Genomic DNA, 26,868 nt, shown 5'->3' with positions numbered 1-26,868 from the left:
CGCTACATTCGATGTTATCGTCCATCTGCCGCTCAAGTGACGTACTGAGTACGCTACTTTCAATGTTATCGCCCATCTGCCGCTCAAGTAACGTACTAGGTACGCTACATTCGATATTATCGTCCATCTACCGCTCAAGTGACGTACTGGGTACGCTACTTTCGATGTTATCACCTATCGACCTGCCAAGAGACGTACTAGGTACGCTACATTCGATGTTATCGTACATCTACCGCTCAAGTGACGTACTGGGTACGCTACTTTCGATGTTATCGCCCATCTGCCGCTCAAGTGACGTACTGGGTACGCTACATTCGATATTATCGTCCATCTACCGCTCAAGTGACGTACTGGGTACGCTACTTTCGATGTTATCGCCCATCCCGCTCAAGTGACGTACTGGGTACGCTACATTCGATGTTATCGCCCATCTGCCGCTTAAGTGACGTATTAGGTACAACGCTTTTAGCGTTCTCGCCCATGCTCCTGCCGCGATCCCGCCAACCAGCTCTTGCAATCTCGCAACTCCCTCCGGGAGCCGCCGGATCGCGGGCCCCCTCAAACGAAAAACGGCGCTCGCCTAACCGAGCACCGTTCCGAACGCCAGTCTGGCGCCTCTCGCATAATCGGCCGCGGGCAGCGCCTTCTTGCCGGCCGGCTGCACTTGCGTCAGCACGACGCTGCCGTCGCCCGTCCGCACGCGAATGCCTTCGCCTCCGCTGTCCAGCACCGTTCCCGGCGCTTGCTCGCGCCAATCGGCGCGCAGCTCGGCATCCGCGGCCGCGGGCGCGCGAACGCCCCGCACCTTGAACACCTCGCCGCCCAGCTCCGTGAACGCGCCCGCCATCGGCGACAATCCCCGCACGCGATTGAATACGTCGCGCGACGAGGCGCTCCAGTCCAGCCGCTCGTCGTCCCTCGTCAGGTTCGGCGCGTACGTCGCGAGCGAATCGTCCTGCGGCTCGCGCGGCGCGGTCCCGTCCGCCAGACGGGGCAGCCACTGCAGCAGCAGTTCGGCGCCGGCTGCGCTCAGCTTCTCGAACATCGTGCCGGAGGTGTCCTCGTCGGTGATCGGCACCTCGACTTTGGCGATCATATCACCGGTGTCGAGCCCTTCCGCCATGAACATCAGCGTCACCCCGGTCTTCGGCGCGCCGTCGATGACCGAGCGCTGGATCGGCGCGCCGCCCCGATACCGGGGCAGCAGCGAGCCGTGCACGTTGACGCAGCCGAGACGCGGCAGCTCCAGCACCCCGCGCGGCAGAATCTGCCCGTACGCCGCGGTCACGATCAAGTCCGGCGCCAGGGCGGCGACGGCCGCGACGGCTTCGGGCGCGCGCATCCGCTCCGGCTGCAGCACCTGGAGCCCCCGCTCCAGCGCGAAGGCTTTGACCGGCGGCGGCGTCAGCTCGCGCTTGCGGCCCTTCGGCCGGTCGGGCTGCGTCACGACGGCGACGACTTCCGCGCCGCCAACGTCCAGCAGGGCGCGCAGCGAAGGAACGGCGAATTCCGGCGTCCCCATGAACACAATCTTCATCTTCTATGTCATCCTATCTCGCATTTCGCGCTTGTCATTCTAATTCGACGTCCGATACGCGCCATCGGGCGATTCGGCGTCCGCGATCCGAACGGCGGCCCGTCTCCGGGACTTGCGCGGCGACAGCCGCCGTCTATTCGCCTCTCGGCTCAAACGAAGCCTCAGGCCGTTAATCTTGCTCAGCTTCCTGCTCCGACGGCTTGCGCTCATAAATCGAATCGGCCAAGTCGATGAACAGCACGCCGTTCAGATGGTCGATCTCATGCAGAAAAGCGCGGGCGAGCAGCTCGGCGCCTTCGAACTCGACCGGTTTGCCGTGACGGTCCTGGCCCCGCACCTTCACCTTCAGCGCGCGGCGAACGTCGCCCTGCAGTCCGGGGATGCTGAGGCAGCCTTCCGGCCCGAATTGCTCCCCCTCCTTGGAGACGACCTCCGGGTTGACCAACTCGATCAGACCGTGCTCCTCGTCCGCGTCGACGACAATGACCCGCTTCGAGATGCCCACCTGCGGCGCGGCCAACCCGACGCCGTCGGCGTCGTACATCGTATCGGCCATATCGTCCAGCAGCTTGTGCAAATTGGCGTTAAACTTCGTCACTTCCTGCGCGCGCTCGCGCAGCACGTCATCGGGATGCTTCACGATCAAACGAATGGACATCGCGCTCAACCTTCCTTTTCTACAACATCATTTGCGGATCGACGTCGACGCTCATCTGCACGCCGTGGCGCTTGGCGGTCTCCGCCAGCTCCTTCAGCGTCTCCGCCGCCCAGGCGCGCGCGTCCACGTCTCCCCGATATTTTACCATACATTGAAAACGGTAGCGATCTTTCAATCTCGGAATCGGCGACGGGACCGGCCCGAGCACCTCGGCCGCGCGATCGGACGACGAATCGTCCCCGCGAACGCCGGCCGCCGCGGCCCGCTCCCGCATCCGCGTCGCGAACGTCTGGCCCATCGACAGCAAGAGCGGCACCTGTTCGTGCGACAGCGTCAAGGTGAGCAGCCTGCCGTAAGGCGGGTAGCCGAGCGCTTGACGGTGGCCGAGCTCCCGGCCCGTGAAGCCGCGATAATCGTGGTGCTCGACCGCCGCGATCGATTCGTGCTCCGGCTCGTACGTCTGCACGATGACTTCCCCCGGCAGCTCGTGCCGTCCCGCCCGCCCGGCCACCTGGGTGAGCAGCTGGAACGTCCGCTCCGCCGCGCGGAAGTCGGGCAGCCGCAGCGCCGCGTCCGCGGCGAGCACGCCGACGAGCGTGACGTAGGGAAAATCGAGCCCCTTCGCGACCATCTGCGTGCCCAGCAGCACGTCGGCGCGCCGCTCGCGGAACTCCGTCAGCCAGCGTTCGTGCGAGCCCTTCTCCGTCGTCGTATCGACGTCCATGCGGATGACCCGGATGCCCGGGAACGTCTCCGCCAGCGCTTCCTCGACCTTCTGCGTCCCGGTCCCGAAAAACCGGATATGCGGACTCTCGCAGGACGGGCACTTGTCGGGCTCCCGCTCGGCGTAGCCGCAATAATGGCAGCGCAGGTTCTGCGAGCCGCGGTGATAGGTCAGCGCGATGTCGCAGTGCGGGCACGTCGCCGTGAAGCCGCAAGAGCGGCACATGACGAACGTCGCGTAGCCCCGCCGGTTCAGCAGCAGCACCGTCTGCTCTCCCCGCTCGAGCCGCGTCCGCAGCGCGTCCGCGAGCGCTCGGCTGAACATCGCCCGGTTGCCCAGCCTCAGCTCCTCCCGCATGTCGATGATGCTCACCCGCGGCAGCGGACGGTCGGCTACCCGTTCCGGCAGCGGGATGTAGACCGGACGGACGGCTTCGTCGCGGTCGCCGAAGCCCGGCGAGGCGCCGATGGCGGCGCCGTAGGTTTCCAGCGACGGCGTGGCCGACCCGAGCACGACCGCGGCGCCGTTCAGTCTTCCGCGCATGACCGCGACGTCGCGCGCGTGGTACTTCGGGCTCTCTTCCTGCTTGTACGTCGTCTCGTGCTCCTCGTCGATGATCAGCAGCCCGAGTCGGGCGAACGGCGCGAACACCGCCGACCGCGCGCCGACCGCCACCTGCGCCCGGCCCTCGCGGATCTTGCGCCACTCGTCGTAGCGCTCCCCGTTCGAGAGCCGGCTGTGCAGCACCGCGACGCGCGCGCCGAACCGGCTCTTGAACCGCTCCACCATCTGCGGGGTGAGCGCGATCTCCGGCACGAGGACGATCGCCTCGCGGCCTTGCGACAGCGCCCGGTCGATCGCCTGCAGATAGATCTCGGTCTTGCCGCTGCCCGTGACGCCGTGCAGCAGGAACGTCTCGTGCGCCCGCCGCTCGACCGCTTCCGCGATCGGCGCGAACGCCTCCCGCTGGGCCGGCGTGAGCGGCAGCGGCGCGGACGGCGCGAAGTGCCGATCCGCATACGGGTCGCGCTCCGCCGTCACGGCCTTCACCTCGAGGATGCCTTTGTCCGCGAGCGCGCGGATCGCCGCGGTCGTCGTGCCGGCCGCTTCGGCCAGCGCGGCTTGCGCGATCGGCTCGGGATGCTCCAGCAGGTAGGCGAGCAGCTCCCGCTGCTTCGCCGCCCGGGCAGGTATCGCGGCCAGCGCGTCCCGCAGCGCGGCTTCGGGCGGGGCGAACACAGTCAGCACCGTCTTCACCGACAGCCGGTCCTCCACCTTCTGCCGTTCCTCCAGCTTCCCCTGCTTCAGCCACTGCTTCACCGCGTCCGCCCGTTCCGGATGCTGCTGGAGCAGTTGGGACAGCTTGAGCGGTCCCCCGCTCTCCAAGGCATGCAAAAAATCGGCGTATACGGATCGTTCCAGCACCGTCCACGCCGCGTCCGGCGCGGGGGAGATATACTTCTCGGTCTTGCCCTTGAGCGCCGCGGGCAGCATCGCCTGCAGCGAGACGGTGAGCGGGCACAGCCAGCGGCGGCTCATCCAGCGCCCGATCTCCACCAGCTCCTCGGAGAGCGGCGGCACGGCGTCGAGCACGTCCGCGATCGGCTTCAGCCGGCTGCGATCGACCTCCGCCTCCTCCGCCGAGCCGAGCACGATGCCCTGCAGCGTCCGGCCGCCGAACGGCACCGCGACGCGGCTGCCCGTCTCGACCCATTCGGCGAGCCGCTCGGGCACCAGATAGTCGAACGGCCGATCCGTCTCCCGGCTCGGCACGTCGACGATGACGCGGGCGATCCTCATGCGTTCGGCCCCTTCCCGCCGGCGGGAGGCGCCGCCGGAGACGAGGCGCGTTCGATGGCGAGCTGCCAGATCCGGTCGGCCGCCGCCCGCTTGGATTGCAGCGGCAGCGCGGCCACGAGGCCTTCGTCGCCGTAAACGCTGACGATATTCGTATCCGTGCCGAAGCCCGCTCCCGCCTGGGAAACGTCATTGGCCACGATCAAGTCGCAGCGCTTGCGCTTCAGCTTGTCCAGCGCGTAGCGCTCGGTATCGCCCGTCTCCGCCGCGAAGCCGACGACGAACGGCGTCCGCCGTCCGGCGCCGCCTTCGGCCGCGCCGGCCTGCTTCCAATCCCCGATCGCCTGCAGGATGTCCGGGTTGCGAACGAGCTCGAGCGTGAGCTGCTCCGGCCCCTTCTTCATCTTCGAAGACTGCCGCCGTGCCGGACGATAATCCGCCACTGCCGCCGCCTTGACCACGAAGTCCGTCTCGGGTACCCGCGACATGACGGCCTCGTACATCTCCTCCGCGGATTCGGCGCTCACGACGCGTACGCCTGGCGGCGGCGGGCCGTCGGTCCGGGCGCAGACGAGCGTTACGTCGGCGCCGAGCCCCCGCGCCGACTCCGCCAGGGCGAATCCCATCTTGCCCGACGAGTCGTTCGTGATATAGCGGACCGGATCGAGCCGCTCGATCGTGCCGCCCGCCGTGATCAGCACGCGCCTGCCGGCCAGCGGCCGCGGACCCGCGAGCAGCTCCACGATCGCCGCGACGATCTCGTCCGGCTCCGCGAGCCGGCCTTTGCCGACATAGCCGCAAGCGAGCTGGCCGGTGCCCGACTCGATGAACCGCACGCCGCGGCGCGCCAGCGTATCCAGGTTGTCCTGCACGGCCGGATGCGCCAGCATGTGCACGTTCATGGCCGGCGCGACCAGTATTGGCGCGGTCGTCGCGAGCAGCGTCGTGCTCAGCATGTCGTCGGCGAGGCCGTGGGCCATCTTGGCGATCATATTGGCGGTCGCCGGCGCCACGACGACCAGGTCCGCGGCGTCCGCCCAATCGATATGCTGCACGACGGACGCGTCGCGCTCGTCGAAGACGTCCGTCGCGACCGGATGGCGGGACAGCGTCTGGAGCGTCAGCGGCGCGATGAACTTCGTCGCCCCCTCGGTCATGGCGACGCGGACTTCGGCGCCGAGCCCGACCAGCCGGCTGCACAGCGTAGCCGCCTTGTAGGCGGCGATCCCCCCGGTGATGCCCAGCACGATCGTTTTCCCCGTTAACGTTTGGCTCATTCCGTCACTCTCCCTCTCCGCATCGTCCCGCCCGCGAGCCCTCGTTTTTCTCACGCAAAAACGGATCCGCCTGCTCCGAGAAGAGGCGAACCCGCCTGCGGCCAGGACGATTCGGATTTGCTTATGCCTTCAAGTCGAACCGAGCTCCGCCGGCCGCACCAATCAGCGGGTTCGGGTAGCCGGAACCGTTCGACAAACGCGAATCAGCGCCGAAGATCGAAAAAAAACAACCCGAGGGTTGTTCCTTTCCATTGTTCCTTTCCATGCGTTCATTCTTCTTCGGATTCTTCTTCGTTCCGAATCGCTTCGACCGTGATGTAATCCTTGTAGATCTCTTCGAGCGCGACGCCTACGACCTTGTGGGACTTCGGCGAGTTCAAGTGGCTGGCTTTGCCTTCGCGCAGCGAGCGCGCCCGCTTCGACGCGGCCACGACCAGCGTGTATTTGCTGTCTACCTTGCGAACCAATTCATCGATCGATGGGTATAGCATGCGATCACCTCTCCGATACGTTTTCTGTGAGCGGCAAGCGATCGAGCTCCTCGAACAGTTCATGAAGGAACCGCTCCCGCTTGCAATGTTCCGCGATAAGGATCGCCTCGACGCGGTGACAGGCCGTGTCGATCTCGTCGTTGACGACGGCGTAATCGTAATGCTCCAGCAGGTTCATCTCCTGGACGGCAACCGACAGGCGGTGGTCGATCGTGGCCTGGGACTCCGTGCCTCTGCCCGTGATCCGTTCCTTCAGCTCGCGAAGAGACGGCGGGAGCAGAAAGACGAAGATCCCCTCCGGGAACTTCTCTCTCACTTTGACGGCGCCTTGCACTTCGATCTCGAGGATGATATCTTTGCCTTCGCTCAGCGTCTGCTCGACGAATTCGCGGGGCGTGCCGTAATAGTTCCCGACATACTCAGCATACTCCAAGAGCGCGTCGTTGGCGATCATATCCTGGAATTGCTCGCGCGTACGGAAGAAATAGTTGACGCCGTCCTTCTCCCCGGCGCGGGGCGCGCGGGTCGTGGCCGACACGGAGTAGGTCAGATCCGGCAGCTTGCGCCGGAGCGCGGCGCAGACCGTCCCCTTGCCGACGCCCGAAGGGCCGGACAATACGATTAGCAAACCTCTGTTCATGGACTTCCCCAATTCATTCGTCATGTTCGTCGTCTTTGGTCGACAACCGGTGCGCCACCGTCTCCGGTTGGACGGCCGACAGGATGACGTGATCGCTGTCGGTGATAATGACGGCGCGCGTGCGGCGCCCGTACGTCGCATCGATCAACATATGCCGGTCGCGCGCTTCCTGAATGATCCGTTTGATCGGTGCCGATTCCGGACTGACAATGGATATAATCCGATTTGCGGACACAATGTTGCCAAATCCGATGTTGATCAGCTTGATCGCCATGCCACTTTTCCCTCCGGTCCATTCCTCGCAAGCAGCGCCCCGGGGCAACCCTACTACGCTCTCATTGTTGCCGAAAGCGGCCCCCCGCATACTGCGGGACTGTGGATACACTTGGCCTCCCGGACGTAGCGCCTATGCGGCTGTACGACCCGATCGCTGGCCATATTTTTTTATTCTACTTGAAATCCTCCGGGCGGACAAGAGGTTTGCCCGTCTTCGCGCGTAATCTTGCTTTGCGCCTTGACGTAGCGCGTCAGCTCGGCCGTCATGTCGTAGAAGAGGAACGGCGTCATGAGATAGATGCCGTTGAAATGCGCCATGGCCGAATCTAGCAATTCCTTGGCGATGGCGACGCCTTCCGCGCGGCCGGCCGGGCCTTCGAGGCCGCTCATCCGGCGCCGGACTTCGTCCGAGAGCTGGATGCCGGGCACCTCGTTGTGCAGGTATTCCGCGTTGCGCCCGCTCGCCAGCGGGAAGATGCCGAGGAAGACGGGCACGGCCAAATGCCGGGTCGCCTCCGCGATCCGTTCGATCAGCGCCGCGTCGTATACCGGCTGGGTCATGACGTAGTCCGCGCCGGACGCGATCTTCCGCTCAAGCCGCTGCACCGCCTTGTCCAGATACTTCACGTTCGGGTTGAAGGCCGCGCCGACGACGAAGCCGGCCTTCTGCTTCAGCGGCTTGCCCGAGAAGGCGATGCCTTCGTTCAGCTGCTTGATCATCCGGATGATCTCGAACGACGTCAGGTCGTAGACCGAGCTCGATCCCGGGAGGTCGCCGAACTTCGCCGGGTCGCCCGTCACGGCGAGCACGTGGTCGATGCCGAGCGCGTCGAAGCCCATCAGGTGCGACTGCGTCCCGATCAGATTGCGGTCGCGGCAGGCGAGATGCACGAGCGGCCGGATGCCGACCCGCTCCTGCACGAGCGCGGCCAGCGCCATGTTGCTCATGCGGGTCACGGCGAGCGAGTTGTCGGCCATCGTCAGCGCGTCCGCCTGCGCATCCTTCAATGCGGCCGCGCCGGCCATGAACTTGGCGATGTCGAGCTCGCGCGGCGGATCCAGCTCGACGATGACCGTATGGCGCTGGCGGACCAGCTCGACGATCGAAGGCGACACCGCCGCCTTCGCCGGGATCGGCGCGGGCTCTGCCGGTTGCGCGCGCGCGGCCGGCGACGACTGGGACGCCTCCGCGCCGGCCTGCGCATCGGGCGCGTAGCCGCGCAGAGCGCCCGCGATCGCCGCGATATGCGCCGGCGTCGTGCCGCAGCAGCCGCCGATCAGCCGGGCGCCGAGATCGGCGAACCGCCGGGCGTTCGCGCCCATGTATTCGGGCGTCGCCGAGTAGACGACCTGGCCGTCCACGTAGTCGGGCAGACCGGCGTTCGGAAAGGCGCTGAGCGGCAGGCCGAAGTCGCGCGGAATCGCTTCGAGCGCGCGCAGGATGCCGTTCGGGCCGCTTCGGCAGTTGAAGCCGATGACGTCCGCGCCTTCGGCCGCCAGCCGCGCGAACGCTTCCGGCAGCGGAACGCCGTCGTGCGTCCGCGTCGGATCCTCGACGGCGAATTGGCAGATGACCGGAATATCGCTGAGCTTGCGGATGATGCCGAGCGCGAGCGACAGCTCCTCCAGATCGAAGAACGTCTCCAGCAGCAAGCCGTCCGGACCCGCGCCGATCAGCGCGCCCGCCTGTTCTTCGAAGTCGCGCCGGATGTTCGCCGTCCGCACGTTTTTGCGCCGTCCCGCGCGGATCGCGCCGATCGCCCCGACGACGTAGGCCCGGTCGCCGGCGGCCTTGCGGGCAAGCGCGACGCCCGCCGCGTTGATCTGCTCCGCTTTTTTCTCCAGCCCGTACTTGGCCAGCTTGCCGTGCTGCGCGGAGAAGGTGTTCGTCTCGATCACTTCCGCGCCGGCCGCGATATAACGGCGGTGCACGTCGGCGATGACGTCCGGTTGAAGCAGATTGTATTCTTCGAAGGACACCCCGATGGGGAATCCGAGCTGATATAAATAAGTGCCCATCGCGCCGTCGCCGACGAGCGCCCGCTCGGCGAGGGCTGCGCGCAAATCCGGTTTCAAGAGGCTTCCCATCCATTCTGTTCAGAGTTCGCTGCGGGCGCGCGGCCCGCAATTCTATTTAAATGTAGCATATTTCCGCCATGCCGAGTACCAAGTAAAAACGGCTCCGCCGTCTTCAGGGAAGATGGCGGCACGTTTTTATCGGAGGTCATACAGAAATGGATAGGCGCTCAACTTATAGATTCTGTATGACCAAGTAAAAACGGCTCCGCCGTCTTCAGGGAAGATGGCGGCACGTTTTTATCGGAGGTCATACAGAAATGGATAGGCGCTCAACTTATTAATTCTGTATGACCAAGTAAACCGGCTTCGCCGTCTTCCTGGAAGCGGCGATACGTTATGATCGGAGACGTATCCGCGAGGGAGGGGTGAACTCATACTTTCTCATACGTAAAAAAAACCCGGCCTGGGCCGGGTTCGTGGTCGGGCGCGCGAGGAGCGGACGTCCCCCCGCCGTTCAGATCGTGCCGGTATAGACGGCGGCGGCCGGTCCGGTCATGTAGACGCGTCCGCTCTCTTCGTCCCATTCGATGAGCAGGTCGCCGCCCGCGAGCGAGATCGTCGCTTGGCGGTCGGTATGCCCGTTCAGCACCGAGGAGACCAGCGTGGCGCAAGCGCCGGTGCCGCAGGCGAGCGTAGGGCCCGCACCGCGTTCCCAGACGCGCATGTCCACTTGGCCGCGGGAGTTGACCGTCGCGAACTCCACGTTGATCTTGCGCGGGAACAGCGGATGCGTCTCCAGCTTCGGTCCCCATTTCGCCAGATCGAATCCCGCCGCGTCCTCCACGTAGATGACGGCATGCGGATTGCCCATCGATACGGCGGTGAACCGGAATTCGCGGCCGTCCACCGTCACCGGCGCGTCGATGACCGGGTTCGCGTCGATCGCCGTCGGGACGTCGAGCCCGTTCAGGATCGGCTTGCCCATGTCGACGCGCACGCGCTGCGCCTTGCCCTCCGCGGCTTCCAGCTGAACCGGCTGCACGCCCGCGCCCAGCGTCTCGATCGTGATCTCCGCGCGGTCCGTCAGCCCGTTGTCGTAGACGTACTTCGCCACGCAGCGGATCGCGTTGCCGCATTGCTCCGCCTCGGAGCCGTCCGAATTCATGATGCGCATCATGAAGTCCGCCCGGTCCGACGGCAGAATATAGACCAGTCCGTCGGCGCCGATGCCGAAGAACCGGTTGCACAGGCGCACCGCGAGCGCCGAAGCGTCGGCCGGGAGCGCTTGCTCTCCGTGCACCACGATGAAGTCGTTGCCCAGTCCGTGCATTTTCGTGAATTGCATGGGTTTCACCCTCCAGATCGCTTCCGTTGTTTGTCCTTCCGAGTACCTATCATACCTGAAAATACGCGCGGCGCGCATACAGCAATCGCAAGTTTATTTGCATTATTCCGCCGATCCGGGACGGGATGGATAACATTTCAAAGGCTGGAAATGATACGACTGCATACGCTCTTCGCACAACGTAAGGAGGACGAGATCGATGGCCAACGAAGAGAAGCGGCCGCCCCAGCAGCCGCAGGACGATTCACGCAGAAGATTCTTGAAGTATACCGGCACCGCGATCGGGGGCGTCGTCGTCGGCGGCGTCGTCGGCGGGCTGATCGGCGCGAATAGGAAGGAAGACGGCAAGACCAAGCCTCCCGCTCCGGGCGCTTCTCCCGCCACGCCGGCCGCCGAGTCCGACCGCGACTACAATCAGGCGTTCATGTTTTTCAACCAGAATCAATTCCAGATCACCGAGGCCGCGACGGAGCGCCTCTTCCCGGCCGACGATCTCGGCCCCGGCGCGAAGGAGCTGGGCGTCGCCTTCTTCATCGACCACCAGTTGGCCAGCGCATACGGCACGAACGCCCGCGACTACATGATGGCCCCCTTCTACCAAGCCGAGGCCTATCAAGGCTATCAGATGGCCTTCCGTAGACGGGAGCTGTTCGTGCTCGGGCTCGAAGCGTTGGACGGGTATAGCAACAACCATTACAAGAAGAAATTCGTCAAGCTGACGCCCGAAGAACAAGACGCCGTCCTCACCGCATTCGAATCGGACAAGGCCGACGTCAAAGGCGTGCCGGCATCGACCTTTTTCAGCATGATGCGCAGCCTGACGCTCGAAGGCGTCTACTCGGACCCGCTCTACGGCGGCAACAAGAACATGGGCGGCTGGAAGATGCGCAACTTCCCGGGCAACCAAATGAGCTACATGGACGCGATCGAAAAAGACGGGCTCGTCAAGATGGAGCCGCTCAGTCTGCACGATCACCTGACATCTTGAGAGGAGGAGCGGAACCATGGCTACCAAACTGCCGAAAGTACCGGTCGTCGTCGTCGGCATGGGCTGGGTCGGCGGCATCATCGCGGCCGAACTGACCAAAGCGGGCATTCAAGTCGTAGGCCTCGAACGCGGCAAAAGCCGCAGCACCGAGGATTACTACCATGTGCACGACGAGCTGCGCTACGCGAACCGCTACGAGCTGATGCAAGACTTGTCCAAAGAAACCGTCACCTACCGCAACAACGAGAAAGTCCGGGCGCTGCCGATGCGCAGCTACGGCTCCTTCCTGCTGGGAGACGGCTTAGGCGGCGCGGGCGTGCACTGGAACGGGCAATACTACCGGTTCCTGCCCTACGACTTCGAGATTCGCAGCAAGACGATCGAACGGTACGGAAAAAACAAGACGCCGGAAGGCATGACGCTCCAGGACTGGGGCATCACCTACGACCAATTGGAGCCGTACTTCGTCAAGTACGAGCAGATGGCCGGCATCTCGGGCGAGCCGACGACCCCGGACAACGTCGGCAAGATGTCCAAGCCGTACGCGACCGGTCCGATGAAGGTCACGCCCGGCATGAAGCTGTTCAGCGACGCCGCCAAGAAGCTCGGATACAAACCGTACATGATCCCGTCCGCGAACCTGTCGCAGGACTACACGAATCCGGACGGCGTCGCCCGGGCGGCCTGCCAATATTGCGGCTATTGCGAGCGGTTCGGCTGCGAATACGGCGCCAAGGCCGACCCGGTCGTCACCGTGCTTCCGGTCGCCCAGCAGACGGGCAAGCTGGAGCTGCGGACCTTCGCCAACGTCACGGGCATCTCGCACACCGGGGGCAAAGCGACGGGCGTCACGTACGTCCATACGCCGACCGGGGAGGAGTTCTTCCAACCGGCGGACGTCGTCGTCCTGGCCAGCTACGTGTTCTCCAACGTGCGCCTGCTGCTGACTTCGAAGCTGGGCAAGCCCTACGATCCGAAGTCGGGTACGGGCGCCGTCGGCCGCAACTATTGCTATCAGGTCAACGGGGCGTCGACTACCGCCTTCTACGACGACAAGGAATTCAACATCTTCATGGGCGCGGGCGCGCTCGGAAGCAGCCTCGACGACTTCAACGGAGACAACTTCGACCACAAAGATCTGAAGTTCCTCCACGGCGCCAACATCCGATATACGCAGGCGGGGCTCAGGCCGATCCAGCACAACCCGACGCCGTCCGGCACGCCGGGCTGGGGACAGGCGTTCAAGCAAGCCTCGATCAAGTACGCCAACCGCGTGCTGAACATCGCCGGCCAAGGCGCTTCCCTCCCGTTCCGCCACCACTATCTCGATCTCGATCCGGTCTACAAGGATGCGCTCGGCCTGCCGCTCATGCGGATGACGTTCGACTTCGAGGATCAGGACAAGGAGCTGGTGAAGTTCATCGCCTCCAAGACGAAGGAGATCGCCGATCAGATGGGCGCGACGAAGACGGAGATGAGGGACAGCTTGTCCACGTACAGCATCGTCCCTTACCAATCGACGCACAACACGGGGGGCACGACGATGGGCGCGGATCCTTCCGTGTCGGTCGTCAACAACTATCTGCAGATGTGGGACGCCGAGAACGTGTTCATCTGCGGCGCCTCCAACTTCCAGCACAACAGCGGCTACAACCCGACGGCGACGGTAGGCGGACTCGCCTATCGGGCGGCTGAAGGCGTCGCGAAGTATTTGCAGAAGCCCGGTTCCCTCGCGTGAGCGAGGGGAAGGGATTCGCGCTCGACCGCGATCTCGTCCGTCATCTCGGCGAGCTGCGCAAACGGCTGATCTACGTCGGGCTCTGGTTCTTCGCCGCGCTCGCCTTCGGTTTATACGAGTCGCCCCGCCTCCTCGCCTTCGTGCGCACCCATATGGGCGGGGTGCAGGTGGAGTGGAGCGTCTTCTCGCTGTCGGACGGGCTGTTCGTCTACATGAAGTGCGCGATGCTGCTCGGCTTCGTGCTCACGCTGCCGTTCGCGATGTACCACGCGTGGCGCTTCTCCCGGCCGGGGCTGACCGAGACCGAGGCGCGGACGACGCTGCTGTACGTGCCGGTGTCGTTCCTGCTGTTCCTCGCCGGCATGGGCTTCGGCTACGCCGTCGCGCTGCCGATGATGATTCGCTTCATGATTCGGCTGAACCAGAGCATCGGCGCGCGGGAGGTGTACGGCATCCACCACTATATGTCGTTCCTGCTCAGCTTCCTGTTCCCGATGGGCATCGCCTTCGAGATGCCGCTCGTCCTGCTCTTCCTGACGCGGATCGGCATGCTGACGCCCGCGTCGCTGAAGCGGGTGCGCAAGTTCGCGTATGTCGGACTGGCCGTGCTCGGCTCCTGCATCTCGCCGCCCGACTTCGTCTCGCATCTGTCGGTGACGGTGCCGCTCATTGTGCTGTTCGAAATCAGCGCCTTCGTCTCGACGCGCTACTACCGCCGCCGGGAACGGCTGACGGTTCGGCCGGCTTAAAGCTTGGTCGGCTAGTGCCGGGAGGCATGCTCGTGGGCGGCAGGCTCGTGGGCGGCAGGATAGCGGCGACTGCCTGGATCGGCGCGCGTGCGGGCGTTGGGCGGGTTTAAGACGCATTTTGCGGCTTAGACGATGCTAGGGCGGACGTTGAGCGGGTTTAAGACGCATTTTGCGGCTTAATCGGCGCTCCTCCGTTGTAACTCCCCTTGAGAATGGAATGCATTTTACCAGGCCCCAGTCCAACGTTAAGGCAGCATGCCGCCTAGGCTCGCTTCCGCGGCTGTAGCCCGTTTTTTTCGGCTTACAGACCCCCAACGGACCAATTCAACGGCTGTAACCCGTTTTTTTCGGCTTACAGCCCCCCAACGGACCAATTCAACGGCTGTAACCCGTTTTTTTCGGCTTACGGGACCTTGCAACACGCATTCCGGGAAGGAGGTGTTCCCCCCTATGTTCAACAACATTGGCGTTTCCGGCCTGGTAATCATCCTGGCCATCGCGTTGATCGTCTTCGGGCCGGCCAAGCTGCCGCAGCTCGGACGCGCGTTCGGCGATACGCTGCGCGAGTTCCGCAACTCGACCAAGGGCATCGCGGACGACGGCTCGGACGAGGAACCCAAGCCGATCAAGATCGAATAGCCGCGCTAAGCGAAAAAGAACCCGCCCCGAAACCGTTCCAGAAAGGACGGTCGATCGAAGCGGGTTCTTTTGTGCGAATGTGGTCTCTCCTGCGCAAACCGCTACCCTCAGCGCGCGAACGGCGATGCCGTACGCGAGTTGTTGCCGGCGCCGTAAGTGATGCGTTTGCCCGGACGGCGGCGGCGGGACGAGCCCCATACGCTGCCGATGCCCATCGCGAACGTCGGGATGCCGGCGGCGACGAAGACGAGCGCCCAATCCCGCAGCGTCAGCGGCACCGTCTTGAAGATCGGCTGTAGCGGCGCGAGATAGAGCACCGCGAGGAGCAGGATCAGCGACGACAGCACGGCGAGCACGAGGAACTTGTTCTCGAAGAAGCGCCGATGGAAAATGGAGCGCGAGCTCCGGCAATCGAAAACGTGAATGAGCTGCGCCATGACGAGCGTGGCGAAGGCGACGCTCTGCGCGTGGATCAGATGCTGCGCGTCGCCGGACTTGCCGCCCAGCGTGAGCACGAAGGCGGCCAGCGTACATACGCCGATCAGCACGCCCCGGCTGATGATCTTCCAGCCGAGCCGCCGCGCGAAGATGTTCTCCTTCGCGGAACGCGGCTTCTGGCGCATCAGATCGCTCTCCGCCTGGTCGATGCCGAGCGCCATGGCCGGCAAACCGTCCGTGACCAGGTTGACCCAGAGGATCTGGATCGGGATGAGCGGCAGCGGCAGCGCCGCCATCATCGCGAAGAACATGACCAGAATCTCTCCGACGTTGGACGCGAGCAAGTAACGGATGAACTTGCGGATATTCTCGTAGATGCCCCGGCCTTCTTCCACGGCGGCCACGATCGAAGCGAAGTTGTCGTCCGCCAGCACGAGCGCGGACGCTTCCTTCGTCACGTCCGTGCCGGTTACGCCCATCGAGATGCCGATGTCCGCCGCCTTCACCGCCGGCGCATCGTTCACGCCGTCGCCCGTCATCGCCACGACGTGGCCGCGGCGCTGCAGCGACTGCACGATGCGCAGCTTGTGTTCCGGCGAGACGCGCGCGTACACGTAGACGTTATCCGCGATCTTGTCGAGTTGGTCGTCGCTGAGCGTCGACAGCTCCGTTCCGCTGATCGCCTTGCCGTCCCGGGGCAGGATGCCGAGCGTGCGCGCGATCGCCTCGGCCGTCAACTGATGATCTCCCGTGATCATGACCGTCTTGATGCCGGCGGCGCGGCACTTGCCGATCGCGTCGGCGACTTCCCTGCGCGGCGGATCGATCATCCCGCTCAAGCCCACGAAGACGAGCCCCTCTTCCGCTTCCTCTTCCGTATCGCAGGCGTCGCTCGAACGGACGTCGCGATAGGCGAATCCCAGTACCCGGAGCGCTTCCTGCGCCATCTCCCCGTTCGCTTGCAGCACTTTCTGGCGGAGCGTGCCGGTGAACGGCACGACTTTGCCGTCCCACAGGACGTACGCGCAGCGCTCGACGAGCAGATCGGGCGCGCCTTTGGTGCAGATGAGGCGCCCGCCCTGATGGGACACGAGTACCGACATCCGCTTGCGGTCGGCGTCGAACGGATATTCCTTCACGCGCGGATACAGCTCTTCGATCGCCGAGCGTCCAAGTCCCGTCTTGGCCGCGAGGACGAGGAGCGCGCCTTCCGTCGGATCGCCCTTCACCTGCCATTCGCCGGCGTCCGCTTGCTCCGCGGCTTCCCGCGTCGACTTGCGCTTGCGCTGCTCCTCCGACCGGTCGGCGCGTCCCAGCTGCGCGTTGTTGCACAGCGCGGCGATCTGCGTCAGACGGCGGAGCGCCGCGTCGCCTTTCACGTCGATCGTCTTGCCTTTCTCGACGAGCTGTCCGTGCGGCTCGTAGCCTTCGCCCGTCACTTCGACGACCCGGCCGCCCACCCAGACCTTCGTCACCGTCATCTTGTTCTGCGTCAGCGTCCCGGTCTTGTCCGAGCAGATGACCGAAGCGCAGCCGAGCGTCTCCACCGACGGGAGCTTGCGGACGATCGCCTTGCGCCGGATCATCCGCTGCACCCCGAGCGCCAGCGCGATCGTCACGATCGCCGGCAACCCTTCGGGAATGGCGGCCACGGCCAGGCTGACCCCCGCCAGGAACATGCCGTACAGCGGTTGCCCGTGCAGCACGCCCGCGACGACGACGAGCACCGTCAGCGCGAGCGCGACGACGATCAGAATCTTGCCGAGCTGCTCCAGCCGATGTTGGAGCGGCGTGTCCGCTTCCTCCGTCTGCTGGATGAGATCGGCGATCTTGCCCATCTCCGTGTTCATGCCGGTGACCGCGACGACGCCCTTCGCCGTGCCGCGCGTCACCATCGTGCCGAGGTAGGCGCAATTCTTGCGGTCTCCGAGCGGCAGCTCGTCGGCGGCGATCGCGGCCGCCTCCTTGGCGACCGGCACGGATTCCCCGGTCAACGCCGCTTCCTCTATGGTACATTGATTGCTCTCGATCAGCCGCAGATCCGCGGGGACCCGGTCCCCGCTCTCGAGCAGCACGATATCGCCCGGCACGAGATCCCGCGCCGGCACGTTCTCCATGCGGCCGCCCCGGACGACCCGCGCGTACGGCGCGGACAGCTCCTTGAGCGCCTGCAGCGAACGCTCCGCGCGGAATTCCTGATAAAAGCCGAGCAGGCCGTTCAGCACGATGATCGCGATAATCGTGAGCGCGTCCAGCATCTCCCCGAGCAATCCCGATACGACCGTCGCCCCCGCCAGAACCAGGACCATGAAATCCTTGAACTGATTGATCAACAGCTTGAACGGGGACTCTCTTCGCCGTTCGGCCAATTCGTTGAGACCGTGGCCTGCGAGCCGCGAAGCCGCTTCCTCCGGCGCCAAGCCTTCCTTGACGTCGGTACCGAGCGCAGCCGCGAGCTCGGCTTCGTTCAACTGATGCCAAGCCTTCCCCTCCACTGAAGTCTCCTCCTCCCGCAAGTGCGCCGTCCCGGCTTCGGCCGGACAGCCTTTCTGCCCTATGTGTATTCAGACAAGCCGCGAAATATCCCCCCTTGTCCGGCAGAAGCGTCTGACAGGCGGACTTTCCCTTTGCGGGCAACTATGGCATCATAGGAAGAACGGATTGCATCCGAATCTTTTTCCACCGGGAGTCTACGCTAATGTCACTCGACGGCATCGTCACCCGCGCCCTCGTCCATGAGCTACAGGCCGTCGCAGGCGCGCGTATTCATAAAATTTATCAGCCGACCGGGCACGAGCTCGTCCTGCATATCCGAGGCCAGGGCTTCGGACGCAAGCTGCTGCTGTCCGCGCATCCGTCGCTGCCCCGCATTCACTATACCGAGCAGCCTTGGGCGAATCCCCAAGAGCCTCCGATGTTCTGCATGCTGCTCCGCAAGCATTGCGAAGGCGGCGTGATCGAAGCGGTCCGCCAGATCGGGCTGGAGCGGATCGTCGAGATCGACGTCCGCCACCGGGACGAGCTCGGCGACTTGTCGCTCAAGCGCCTCGTCCTCGAGATCATGGGACGGCACAGCAATCTCATCCTGCTCGACCCGGCGACCGGCTTTGTCCACGACAGCATTCGGCACGTCACGCCTTCAATGAGCAGCTATCGGGTCGTGATGCCCGGCTGCGCCTACGTCGCCCCGCCCTCGCAGAGCAAGCAGTCTCCGCTTGAAGCGTCTGCAACGGACGTCGAAGCCGTACTCCGGGGCGCCGATGCGGATCGTCCCGACAGCCCAGCGTCCGCGCTCGTAGGCGCTTATACGGGCGTGAGTCCGCTGCTCGCCAAAGAGATCGTCTACCGCGCGGAGGATGACCGAGCCCGCGTCCCGGACGCCTTCGCGGCCGCAATGGCGGATGCGGCAGCCCAGCGCTACGCGCCGGAGATCGTGGAGGGCGAGGACGGCCGCAGCGTATTCCACGCGTTGACTTTGACGCACGCGACCGGCAAGCGCCGAACCTTCGAGACGATTCACGAATGTCTGGAGACGTACTACGCGGACAAGGCGGAACGCGACCTCGTCCGGCAGCGGACGACCGATCTCGCGCGCTGGCTGCAGAACGAAACCGCGAAGAACGAGAAGAAGCTGGAGAAGCTGGCGCAGACGCTCGATGAAGCGTCGGGCGCCGATCGTTTCCGCAAGTACGGGGAGCTCCTGACGGCCCATCTGCATCAGGTGGGCAAAGGGGAGAAGCAAATCGAGGTCATCGACTACTATGAAGAGGATCAGCCCGCGCTATCGATCCCGCTGGACCCGCTGCTCACGCCGAACGAGAATGCGCAGCGGTACTTCCGCAAGTACACGAAGCTGAAGAACAGCCGCGCGGTCGTCACCGAGCAGATCGACGCCACCAAGGAGGAGCTGCGCTATCTCGAATCGGTGGCGCAGGGACTCGACGCGGCGACGCCGGCCGATATCGAGGAGATCCGGACGGAGCTCGTCGAGCAAGGCTATATTCGGGAACGCGGCGCGCGCAAGGGATCGCGCAAGAAGAAAAACGATCGCCCCGCGCTGCTGTGCTATACGTCCAGCGAAGGCGTCCCCATCTACGTCGGCAAGAACAACACCCAGAACGATTACGTCACGAACCGTCTGGGTCAGGCTTCCGATACGTGGCTTCATACGAAGGATATTCCGGGTTCGCACGTGCTCATCCGCAGTGCCGACTTCGGCGAAGAGACGCTTCGCGAAGCAGCGATGCTCGCCGCCTATTACAGCAAAGGGAGAGAATCGAGCCTCGTCCCGGTCGACTATACGAAGATCCGCCTGGTGCGCAAACCGAACGGCGCCAAGCCGGGCTTCGTCATCTACGACGGCCAGAAGACGCTGTTCGTCACGCCCGACGAGGACGCCGTCCGCGCCCTGCCGAGCGCCGTGAAGCAGGTATAGGCGCCCGTGCGACACAAAGCGAGCGCCAGAGCGGCGTACGTCAGGCCCGTCCTTCGTCCGCCATCCCGCTCGCCAATACAGGCCAACCAGACAAGCTTGGTTGGCCCGAACATACCAAGAGGGTGTTCCCGCCGGTCGCAGCCGACCGCGGGAACACCCTCTTTGCCGTGCGCATGAGCGCCGCTTCCTCGCCGCTAACGGCGCTTCAACGCTTCGAGCACGCTCGCATCCACGGACCGGTTGCCGATCGAACCGTGATAGATCTTGCCCTTGCGCGCCCCGTGAAAGTCGGAGCCGCCCGTGACGAGCTTGCCTCGCGCCTCGGCCATCGCCCGATAACGCGCGGCGTCCGCCTCGTCGTGATCCGAATGATAGGCCTCCAGTCCGTCGGCGCCGCCCCGCTCCAGCAGCGAGGCGACGAGCGCGTCTTGGCCGTACAAGCCCGGATGCGCGATGATGGCGGTGCCTCCGGCTTCGTGAATCCAAGCGATCGCCTGTTCGGGGGCGATGCGCGGCGGCAGGACGTAGGCCGGACGCCCTTCGGCCAGCAGCCGGTCGAACGCCTCCTGCACGTTCGAGACGGCGCCGGCGCGAACCAGCGCTTCCGCGATATGCGGCCGGCCGATCGTCTCGTCCTCGCCCCGTCCTTCGCCTGCCGCTTCCATCACCTGGTCCATCGTCAGCGGAATGCCGAGCGCGTTCACCCGGGCGACGATCGCCTCGTTCCGGCGCTCGCGCACGCCGCGCAGCGAAGCGAGACGCTCCAGGAACGTCTCGTCGCGCTCGTCGACGTAGTACCCGAGCACGTGAATGTCCCGCCCGCCGCTCGCCGTGCTGATCTCGACGCCCGGGACGACCGCGACGCCGAGACGCTCGCCCGCTTCCCGCGCTTCGGGGATGCCGGCGACCGTGTCGTGGTCGGTGATCGCGATCCCCGCGAGCCCCGCCTCGCGAGCCATCCGGACGTTGTCCGCGGGCCGATGCAGACCGTCCGAAGCGGTCGTATGGGTGTGCAAATCAACTTGGTTCATCGGGCAATCCCCTTAGATCGTTTAGTAGAGCGGACGCCGCGAGCGGCAGGTCCGCCGACTGCTGGCGTACCGCGTAGAACTGGCGGCGGAACGACACGCCCTGGATGCGCACGGGCTTCAGCAGCCCGAGCGCCGCTTCGTGCTTTAAGGTCCATACGGACAGAAAGGACAAGCCCAGTCCCGCTTCAACGGCCGACTTCACGGCCCCGGTGCTGCCGAAGTCGCTGACGACCCGCAGCCGCTCGGGCGCGAGGCCGTGTCGGACCAGCTCCTCCTCCATCACCTGCCGGGTACCCGACCCCGTCTCCCGGAGGACCATCGGTTCCGCCGCCACCTCTTCGAGCGTCACCTCGGTCCGCGACGCGAAAGGGTGGTCCGCCGGCGCGACGAGCACCAGCTCGTCGCTCATGACCGGCTCGACGAACAAGCCGGGTCCGTCCACGCGGCCTTCGACGAGCCCGAACGCCAAGCCGTGGTGCTCGATCTCTTCAAGGATCTCGGTCGTGTTGATGATGCGCATGCTCACCGACAGCTCGGGGAACCGCTTCAGGAAAGGGCCTAGCAGACGGGGCAGGACATATTCCCCGATCGTCAAGCTGGCTGCGAACTTGAGCTGCCCCTTCAGTTGAAGCGCATACCGCGCCATGGCGTCGTCCGTCTCCCGCATGAGCTCGATCGCTTTGCGCGCTTGCGGCAGCAGGCACCTCCCCGCGTCGGTGAGCTCCAGCTTCTTCGCGGAGCGCTGCAGCAGCTTGACGCCGTAGCGTTCTTCCAGCGCTTGAATCTGCATCGTCACCGCCGGCTGCGTCATATGCAGCGTCTGGGCGGCGGCCGAGAAGCTCCCGCGTTCCGCGACGGTATAAAAAATATGGAGCTGATGCACGTTAAGCGCCAATTCGCGTCTCCATCCTTCCCCATTCCGATCGTTTGAAAGCATTATATCACATGGTTCCGCAAACTTCGCGCCAAACCGCCCTGCTTGGAAAAACGGCTTCGCCGCGCCGCAAGGACCTCAGCGGCGTGCGGGCGGAGATCCGCCACCGGATAGGCGAAGCCGACGCCTCGCGCGAATCAAAAAAAGGCATGCCGGATTCGGCATGCCTGCAAGAAACGAGCGGGGATCAACGGCGCTTGCGGTTGTTCTTAATGAGCGTCATGCGGCGGGAATGGCGCAACCAGGAATAATACGTCTTCAGGTCCCGCAGCTCCATCGTCTCCGACATGCGTCCGAGGAACGTGACGATGATCATCTTGTGCAGCGGAATGCCCAGCAGATCGACCTGATCCGATACGGCGAACTCGGCCACAAACACCAGGTCGTCGTCGATCGTGTAAACGTCTTCTTCATTGCGATAGTAGGACACCACGCGTCCTTCCTTCAGGCATTCCCACAAGTATTGGGCGATATCGGAGAAACCTGTCTTCTCGGTCTCCACCCGGTCGGTCCACCGGACCCTCGCATGATTGGTGATGATAATATCCGCGACTTTCTTGTCCCCCAGGGCGACATAGAAAGGCTCGTATGTACTCCAACGCTCCGTATGCTTATCCTTCACCGGGTTCTCCTCCTTTCGCCATGTGGGCCTTAAGTACTATCTTTTAGGGATACGAAAATAGGAATTTAAGTATATTTTACCTCACCATTTCCCGAGGATTCAACAATAAAATAAATCGCTGTCAATATTTACATTATTTCTCATTATTCGCTATTTCGCGACGCCCGCCAATCCGCTTTTTCGCGCCATTCCATCGCGCGAAGCACCCGCTCCAACTCCTCGGACAAGCGGTCGGCGCCCGCTCTCCAAGCCGCCTCGGAAGCGTCCTCCGCCCCGCGGGCCAAGTCGCGTTCCAGTCGCGTCGCCGCTTCGTGCAGCCCTCTGGCGGACAAATTGCCGGTCACCCCCCTGAAGGTATGCAGCAGCCGTATCGCGCCCTCCCGGTCCCCGCTTTCGATCAGGGCGACGAGCCTCGCGTCGAAGCCCGGGTAGTCGCGCCGGAACGTCTGCGTCATTTGCCGCAAAATATTATCCTTGCCGTTCACCCGTTCGCGCGCGTCCGCCCAGTCGACCGCCTTGGCGAGCGACGTCCATTTGTCCACCGCGGCATACAGCGCGTTCGCCTGGATCGGCTTCGTGATGACGTCGTTCATGCCGACCCGGTAGCACTTGCGCCGGTCGTCGTCCATGACGTTCGCCGTCATGGCTACGACCGGCAGCTCCCACTCGGAATGCCGCTCGCGCAGGCGCCGTGTCGCTTCGAACCCGTCCATCCCCGGCATCTGAAGGTCCATCAGCGCCAGGTCCCACTCCCGTTCGGCCAGCATCCGCAGCGCCTCGAACCCGTCGGCGGCGACGCCGACGTCGAAGCCGCGCTCCGTCAGCAGCTCGCAGGCAACCTGCTGATTGATCGCATGGTCCTCGACCAGCAAGATCCGCGTCTGGGCGGGCGGTTCGTCGCGCAATTCGTGCTGCAGCCGCGCGAGCTGCTCGAAGCGGCTCTCTTCCTCGAGACCGGCCAGCGCCGAGCGCAAGGCAAGCCGGTTGATCGGCTTGATCAGGGATCGGTCCGGCCGATTCGCCTCCGCCATGCGCAGCAGCTCGTTCTGGCCCAGCGGCGTCGTCATCGCGATCGTCTTCGCCCCGGACGCCGCGCTGCGCAGATCGAGCCAAGTCGACTCGCCGTACATGTCGGGCATCTCCATGTTGAAGAGAACGTAGTCGAACGTCTGGCCCTCGGGCAGCTTCTCCAGCGTCTCGATCGCGCCCGTCCACGAATCGGCGAACGCGACGTCGGCCCAGGTCGGCCGCAGCATGGAAGCCAGCGCTTCCTGCAGCAAGCCCGAACGCTCGATACATAGAATGGAACGATGCAGCGGCACGCAGGGTTCACTTTTTCGCTCGTTCGACGCGATCGGGAACGTCAGATCGAAGGAGAAGCGGCTGCCTACCCCCGGTTCGCTATCGACCGCAAGCCGCCCGCCCATCAGTCCGATCATCTCGTCCGCGATGACGAGACCAAGACCCGATCCGCCGTATTTGCGGCTGGTCGAGCCGTCCGCTTGCACGAACGGCCGGAACAGCTGAGCAAGCTGGTCTTCGCGGATTCCGATGCCCGTGTCCGATACGGAAAAGGCAAGCGCGACCCGGTCCGGCTCCCGGTCCGTTACGCGCACCTTTAAGTGTACATACCCTTCTTCGGTGAATTTGACGGCGTTGTTCGTCAAATTGAGAAGCACCTGCTCCAACCGCAGCGGATCGCCCATCAATCGCGTCGGAGCGTCTTCCTGGACGTCGAAGATCATCTCGACCGGTTTGGCCCCGATAAAAATGCCGAGCGTATCGGCCAGCTTGCGGAACAGCTCGTCCAGATCGAACGACACTTTCTCCAACTCGAACTTGCCCGCTTCGATCTTGGAGAAGTCGAGAATGTGGTTCACCGTGCCGAGCAGCACCTCCGAAGAGGAGACGATCTTCTGCAAGTACCCCCGCTGCGCGCCGGTGAGCGGCGTCCGCTCCAGCAGCTGCGCGAACCCGACGATGCCGTTGATCGGCGTCCGGATCTCATGGCTCATTCGCGCCAGGAACAAGCTCTTCGCCTCGTTCGCCCGCTCGGCTTCGAGCTTGGCCTCGAGGAGCTCCTCCTGATTTTTCTTCTGTCTCGTGATGTCTCTGAACAAGCTGACGTAGCCGGTAACCCTTCCCTGCTCGTCGAGAATCTTGCTCACGTTCAGATGAACGGGCAGGGACGTGCCGTCCTTGCGGATGTAGGTCCGGTCCTCCGTATAGGTCAGCTTGCCTTGCAGCATCGCGTGAAAATAAGGCAATCCGGGCTCGACGCGCCGCCCCGTCCGTGCCGACAGACGCGCGGCTTTGCCGCGCAGCTCCGCCATGTCGGAGAAGGCCAGCGGCGTCTTCAGGCCTATCATCTCGGCAGCCGCAAAGCCGAGCATCCGCTCCGCCGTCTCGTTGAATTGCGTAATCGTATGGGACGCGTCGGCGACGATGATGCCGTAATCGTTCTGGTTGGTCACCGCCTGCAACGGCTCGAAAAGCCGCCGCAGCTGCACGACCATCCCGTTGACGGAGACGGCCAGCGCCCCGATCTCGTCTTCCTTGTCGATCGCGAGCGGCGAAACGCGGAAGTGCCCGGCGGCCACCGCCTCGGTCTTCCTCAGAATGGCCTTGATCCGGTTCATGACGGGACTGATGAGCAGGAACAGGAGCACCGCTAGCGCGGCCTCCGCCGCGACGCCCGCCGCGATCGTCAGGAGCAGCAGCCGATGCAGCGGCGCGTACAGCTTGTCGGTGGCGGACTGGGCGACCAGGCTCCACCCGGTGCCGGCGATCGACGCCCCGATATAGAGAACGCCGTCGCTCTTGACGTGATCCTGCCAGTCGTCCGACATGGCGCGCAGGATCCGATCCATCGGCGCATGCGTCCAGGGACGTCCGTCGTAAGGTTCATAGACGAGACGCCCCTGCCGGTCGATCAGACTCACCGCATCCAGCACATTGCCGCCGAACCGGGTCGAATCTTCCAGGATGGCGTCCGCCCTTACGGTCGCGCACAGCACCGATTCGCCGGTACCGAACGGATTCAGAATCGGAACCTGGATGGCGACGACCAGGTTCGACGGTCCATGCTCCCGACTGGCGTAAAAAGGAATCGATACGGACGTTTGGGTGGCTAGCGGGAACGGATACGCCCATCGCTCGGTCGTCCCCGCGGAGCTGCCGTCGGACACCAGGAGCTTGCCGCTCAAATCCCGGATCGAGAGAGCGTCGTATAGACTATCGCCATGAAGCGCGCGCTGTAGCCGCAGCTGCCGCGCCTGCTCGCCGCCGTACCGGATGGCTTCCTCGGCGGCGAGCATCTCGACTTGCTGCGTGCGCGCGCGAATCCAGACGGACAGCGCCTCGGAATGCCCGGCGACCTTCGCCGACGCATTGTCGAGCAGAGAATCGCGGATCGTCGTTTGTGCGGATTGGTAATAGAACCACCCCATCAGGAACAGCGTCGCACCTGTCGTGAGCAAGAGCAGCAGCCATAATCGGAAGCGAAGCGAACGAAACAATGAGAATCCTCCTCGGCGTCTGCGGCGTCCTTCGCCTGATTCATTCATCGTCCAAAAGAACTAAAAGTTAAAGAGAATAAGGCGAATTTTCCCGAAAGATAGCAAAAAACCCCTACCACGCGCCTATTCGAGCGAGATAGGAGGCTTAGCCATACGATCGAACAATCGGATGAGAGGAAGGCGGACGGCCGCTAGCCGAGCAAGAGCTTGTAGCCGACGCCCCAGACGGTCTTCAGATATCGAGGTTCCTTGGGATTCGCTTCGAACTTCCTGCGCAGATTGGTGATATGGACGTCGATCGCCCGATCGTTCACGTAGGAGTCGATTCCCCGCACCGTATTAATGAGCTCGTCCCGACTGAAGACGCGCCCCGGAAATTCGAAGAACAGCTTCATCAGCTCGAACTCGGTAAAGGTCGTCTCGATCGGCGTTTCATCCACGAAAATCTGGCGTTTGTGGAGATCCATCCGGATCGCCGAAGGCGGCTCGGCCGGCTCCGGCGGCGGCGGGCCGTCGGGACCGGAGGCGATCGCCGTCGGCTTCGTGCGCCGGACGGCGGCGCCGATCCTCGCCTTGAGCTCCTGCATGCTGAACGGCTTGCACAGGTAGTCGTCCGCTCCCGCGTCCAACGCTTCGATCCGCTCGACCACCTTGCTCTTGGTCGAGATGACGAGAATCGGGACTTCGGATAGCCGCCGCGCGGCGGCGCACCAATCCGTGCCGTCGATGTCGGGCAGCACGAGGTCCAGGAGAACCGCGTCCGGCTGGAACGAAGACAGCGCCTCCTGACCCGCGCGGCCGGTCTCGACCCGCAGAACTTCGAAGCCTTCGTCCGTCAAGTACATCGATATCATCTCTCCGACGACGATCTCATCTTCGATGACGAGAATCTTGGTCAATTGGCGCACCTCTAGTCGAGAAGAAATGGTTTAAATTCCTAAAAATTTGCTAACATTTTACTATCATTCATTATATCCATTCCTTAAATAACTGTCTATATAGCCCGATTTAC

The 26,868-nt window shown here is 63.9% G+C and carries 21 protein-coding genes; 5 read left to right on the top strand and 16 right to left on the bottom strand.

Going from position 1 to position 26,868, the window contains the following annotated elements; translation table 11 throughout:
- Positions 1-580 precede the first annotated feature (580 nt).
- The 10 genes from fmt to dapF form a co-directional block, all read right to left on the bottom strand.
- On the bottom strand, positions 581-1,537 hold the full coding sequence (gene fmt / locus H7C19_RS10740; protein WP_185142650.1) for a methionyl-tRNA formyltransferase: 957 nt from the start codon (positions 1,535-1,537) through the stop codon (positions 581-583).
- 169 nt (positions 1,538-1,706) lie between these two features.
- Positions 1,707-2,195, bottom strand: a complete 489-nt coding sequence (gene def / locus H7C19_RS10735; RefSeq protein WP_185142649.1) for a peptide deformylase — start codon at positions 2,193-2,195, stop codon at positions 1,707-1,709.
- Positions 2,196-2,214: 19 nt separating this feature from the next.
- On the bottom strand, positions 2,215-4,719 hold the full coding sequence (gene priA, locus H7C19_RS10730) for a primosomal protein N' (protein ID WP_185142648.1): 2,505 nt from the start codon (positions 4,717-4,719) through the stop codon (positions 2,215-2,217).
- Positions 4,716-5,993 carry a bifunctional phosphopantothenoylcysteine decarboxylase/phosphopantothenate--cysteine ligase CoaBC gene (gene coaBC / locus H7C19_RS10725; RefSeq protein WP_185142647.1) on the bottom strand — a complete coding sequence of 426 codons (1,278 nt, stop codon included), beginning with the start codon at positions 5,991-5,993 and terminating at the stop codon, positions 4,716-4,718. Before coaBC ends, priA begins: the two co-directional genes overlap by 4 nt.
- 121 nt (positions 5,994-6,114) lie before the next feature.
- Complete coding sequence (locus H7C19_RS34255; protein ID WP_221469172.1) at positions 6,115-6,258, bottom strand: hypothetical protein; 144 nt, start codon at positions 6,256-6,258, stop codon at positions 6,115-6,117.
- Between the two features lie 4 nt (positions 6,259-6,262).
- The gene (gene rpoZ, locus H7C19_RS10720; protein ID WP_185142646.1) at positions 6,263-6,484 is read right to left on the bottom strand and encodes a DNA-directed RNA polymerase subunit omega; all 222 of its coding nucleotides are present in this window, start codon (positions 6,482-6,484) and stop codon (positions 6,263-6,265) included.
- A gap of 4 nt (positions 6,485-6,488) precedes the next feature.
- On the bottom strand, positions 6,489-7,124 hold the full coding sequence (gene gmk / locus H7C19_RS10715) for a guanylate kinase (protein ID WP_185142645.1): 636 nt from the start codon (positions 7,122-7,124) through the stop codon (positions 6,489-6,491).
- A 13-nt stretch (positions 7,125-7,137) separates the two neighbouring features.
- Positions 7,138-7,398, bottom strand: a complete 261-nt coding sequence (remA, locus tag H7C19_RS10710; protein ID WP_027084220.1) for an extracellular matrix/biofilm regulator RemA — start codon at positions 7,396-7,398, stop codon at positions 7,138-7,140.
- Positions 7,399-7,568: 170 nt separating this feature from the next.
- On the bottom strand, positions 7,569-9,476 hold the full coding sequence (locus H7C19_RS10705) for a bifunctional homocysteine S-methyltransferase/methylenetetrahydrofolate reductase (protein ID WP_185142644.1): 1,908 nt from the start codon (positions 9,474-9,476) through the stop codon (positions 7,569-7,571).
- A 457-nt stretch (positions 9,477-9,933) separates the two neighbouring features.
- The gene (gene dapF / locus H7C19_RS10700; protein ID WP_185142643.1) at positions 9,934-10,764 is read right to left on the bottom strand and encodes a diaminopimelate epimerase; all 831 of its coding nucleotides are present in this window, start codon (positions 10,762-10,764) and stop codon (positions 9,934-9,936) included.
- Positions 10,765-10,963: 199 nt separating this feature from the next.
- On the opposite strand from dapF, the gene H7C19_RS10695 reads away from it, so the two are divergent.
- From H7C19_RS10695 to H7C19_RS10680, 4 genes are all read left to right on the top strand, one after another.
- Positions 10,964-11,752 carry a gluconate 2-dehydrogenase subunit 3 family protein gene (locus tag H7C19_RS10695; RefSeq protein ID WP_185142642.1) on the top strand — a complete coding sequence of 263 codons (789 nt, stop codon included), beginning with the start codon at positions 10,964-10,966 and terminating at the stop codon, positions 11,750-11,752.
- A 16-nt stretch (positions 11,753-11,768) separates the two neighbouring features.
- Positions 11,769-13,490, top strand: a complete 1,722-nt coding sequence (locus H7C19_RS10690) for a GMC family oxidoreductase (protein WP_185142641.1) — start codon at positions 11,769-11,771, stop codon at positions 13,488-13,490.
- On the top strand, positions 13,487-14,239 hold the full coding sequence (gene tatC / locus H7C19_RS10685; RefSeq protein WP_185142640.1) for a twin-arginine translocase subunit TatC: 753 nt from the start codon (positions 13,487-13,489) through the stop codon (positions 14,237-14,239). The genes H7C19_RS10690 and tatC overlap by 4 nt, the downstream gene beginning before the upstream one ends.
- Positions 14,240-14,689: 450 nt before the next feature.
- On the top strand, positions 14,690-14,878 hold the full coding sequence (locus H7C19_RS10680) for a twin-arginine translocase TatA/TatE family subunit (RefSeq protein ID WP_185142639.1): 189 nt from the start codon (positions 14,690-14,692) through the stop codon (positions 14,876-14,878).
- A 107-nt stretch (positions 14,879-14,985) separates the two neighbouring features.
- On the opposite strand, the gene H7C19_RS10675 is transcribed toward H7C19_RS10680, so the two are convergent.
- The gene (locus H7C19_RS10675; protein WP_185142638.1) at positions 14,986-17,811 is read right to left on the bottom strand and encodes a calcium-translocating P-type ATPase, SERCA-type; all 2,826 of its coding nucleotides are present in this window, start codon (positions 17,809-17,811) and stop codon (positions 14,986-14,988) included.
- 203 nt (positions 17,812-18,014) lie between these two features.
- Between H7C19_RS10675 and H7C19_RS10670 the strand changes: the two genes are divergently transcribed.
- Positions 18,015-19,751 carry an Rqc2 family fibronectin-binding protein gene (locus H7C19_RS10670; RefSeq protein WP_185142637.1) on the top strand — a complete coding sequence of 579 codons (1,737 nt, stop codon included), beginning with the start codon at positions 18,015-18,017 and terminating at the stop codon, positions 19,749-19,751.
- A gap of 194 nt (positions 19,752-19,945) precedes the next feature.
- On the opposite strand, the gene H7C19_RS10665 is transcribed toward H7C19_RS10670, so the two are convergent.
- The 5 genes from H7C19_RS10665 to H7C19_RS10645 all read right to left on the bottom strand — a co-directional run bounded on the left by H7C19_RS10665 (position 19,946) and on the right by H7C19_RS10645 (position 26,755).
- The gene (locus H7C19_RS10665) at positions 19,946-20,782 is read right to left on the bottom strand and encodes a PHP domain-containing protein (RefSeq protein WP_185142636.1); all 837 of its coding nucleotides are present in this window, start codon (positions 20,780-20,782) and stop codon (positions 19,946-19,948) included.
- Positions 20,769-21,677, bottom strand: a complete 909-nt coding sequence (locus tag H7C19_RS10660; RefSeq protein WP_185142635.1) for a LysR family transcriptional regulator — start codon at positions 21,675-21,677, stop codon at positions 20,769-20,771. The genes H7C19_RS10665 and H7C19_RS10660 overlap by 14 nt, the downstream gene beginning before the upstream one ends.
- A gap of 226 nt (positions 21,678-21,903) precedes the next feature.
- Entirely contained in the window at positions 21,904-22,338 is a 435-nt protein-coding gene (locus H7C19_RS10655; RefSeq protein WP_185142634.1) for a hypothetical protein, read from the bottom strand.
- Positions 22,339-22,481: 143 nt separating this feature from the next.
- Complete coding sequence (locus tag H7C19_RS10650) at positions 22,482-25,856, bottom strand: response regulator (RefSeq protein ID WP_185142633.1); 3,375 nt, start codon at positions 25,854-25,856, stop codon at positions 22,482-22,484.
- A gap of 191 nt (positions 25,857-26,047) precedes the next feature.
- Entirely contained in the window at positions 26,048-26,755 is a 708-nt protein-coding gene (locus H7C19_RS10645) for a response regulator transcription factor (RefSeq protein ID WP_185142632.1), read from the bottom strand.
- Positions 26,756-26,868: the final 113 nt, after the last annotated feature.

The sequence above is a fragment of the Cohnella nanjingensis genome (assembly GCF_014212125.1).
GTDB classification, from domain to species: Bacteria; Bacillota; Bacilli; order Paenibacillales; family Paenibacillaceae; genus Cohnella; species Cohnella nanjingensis.
The sequence above is the reverse complement of the archived record's forward strand: the minus strand, read 5'-3'. Positions and strand labels throughout refer to the sequence as shown.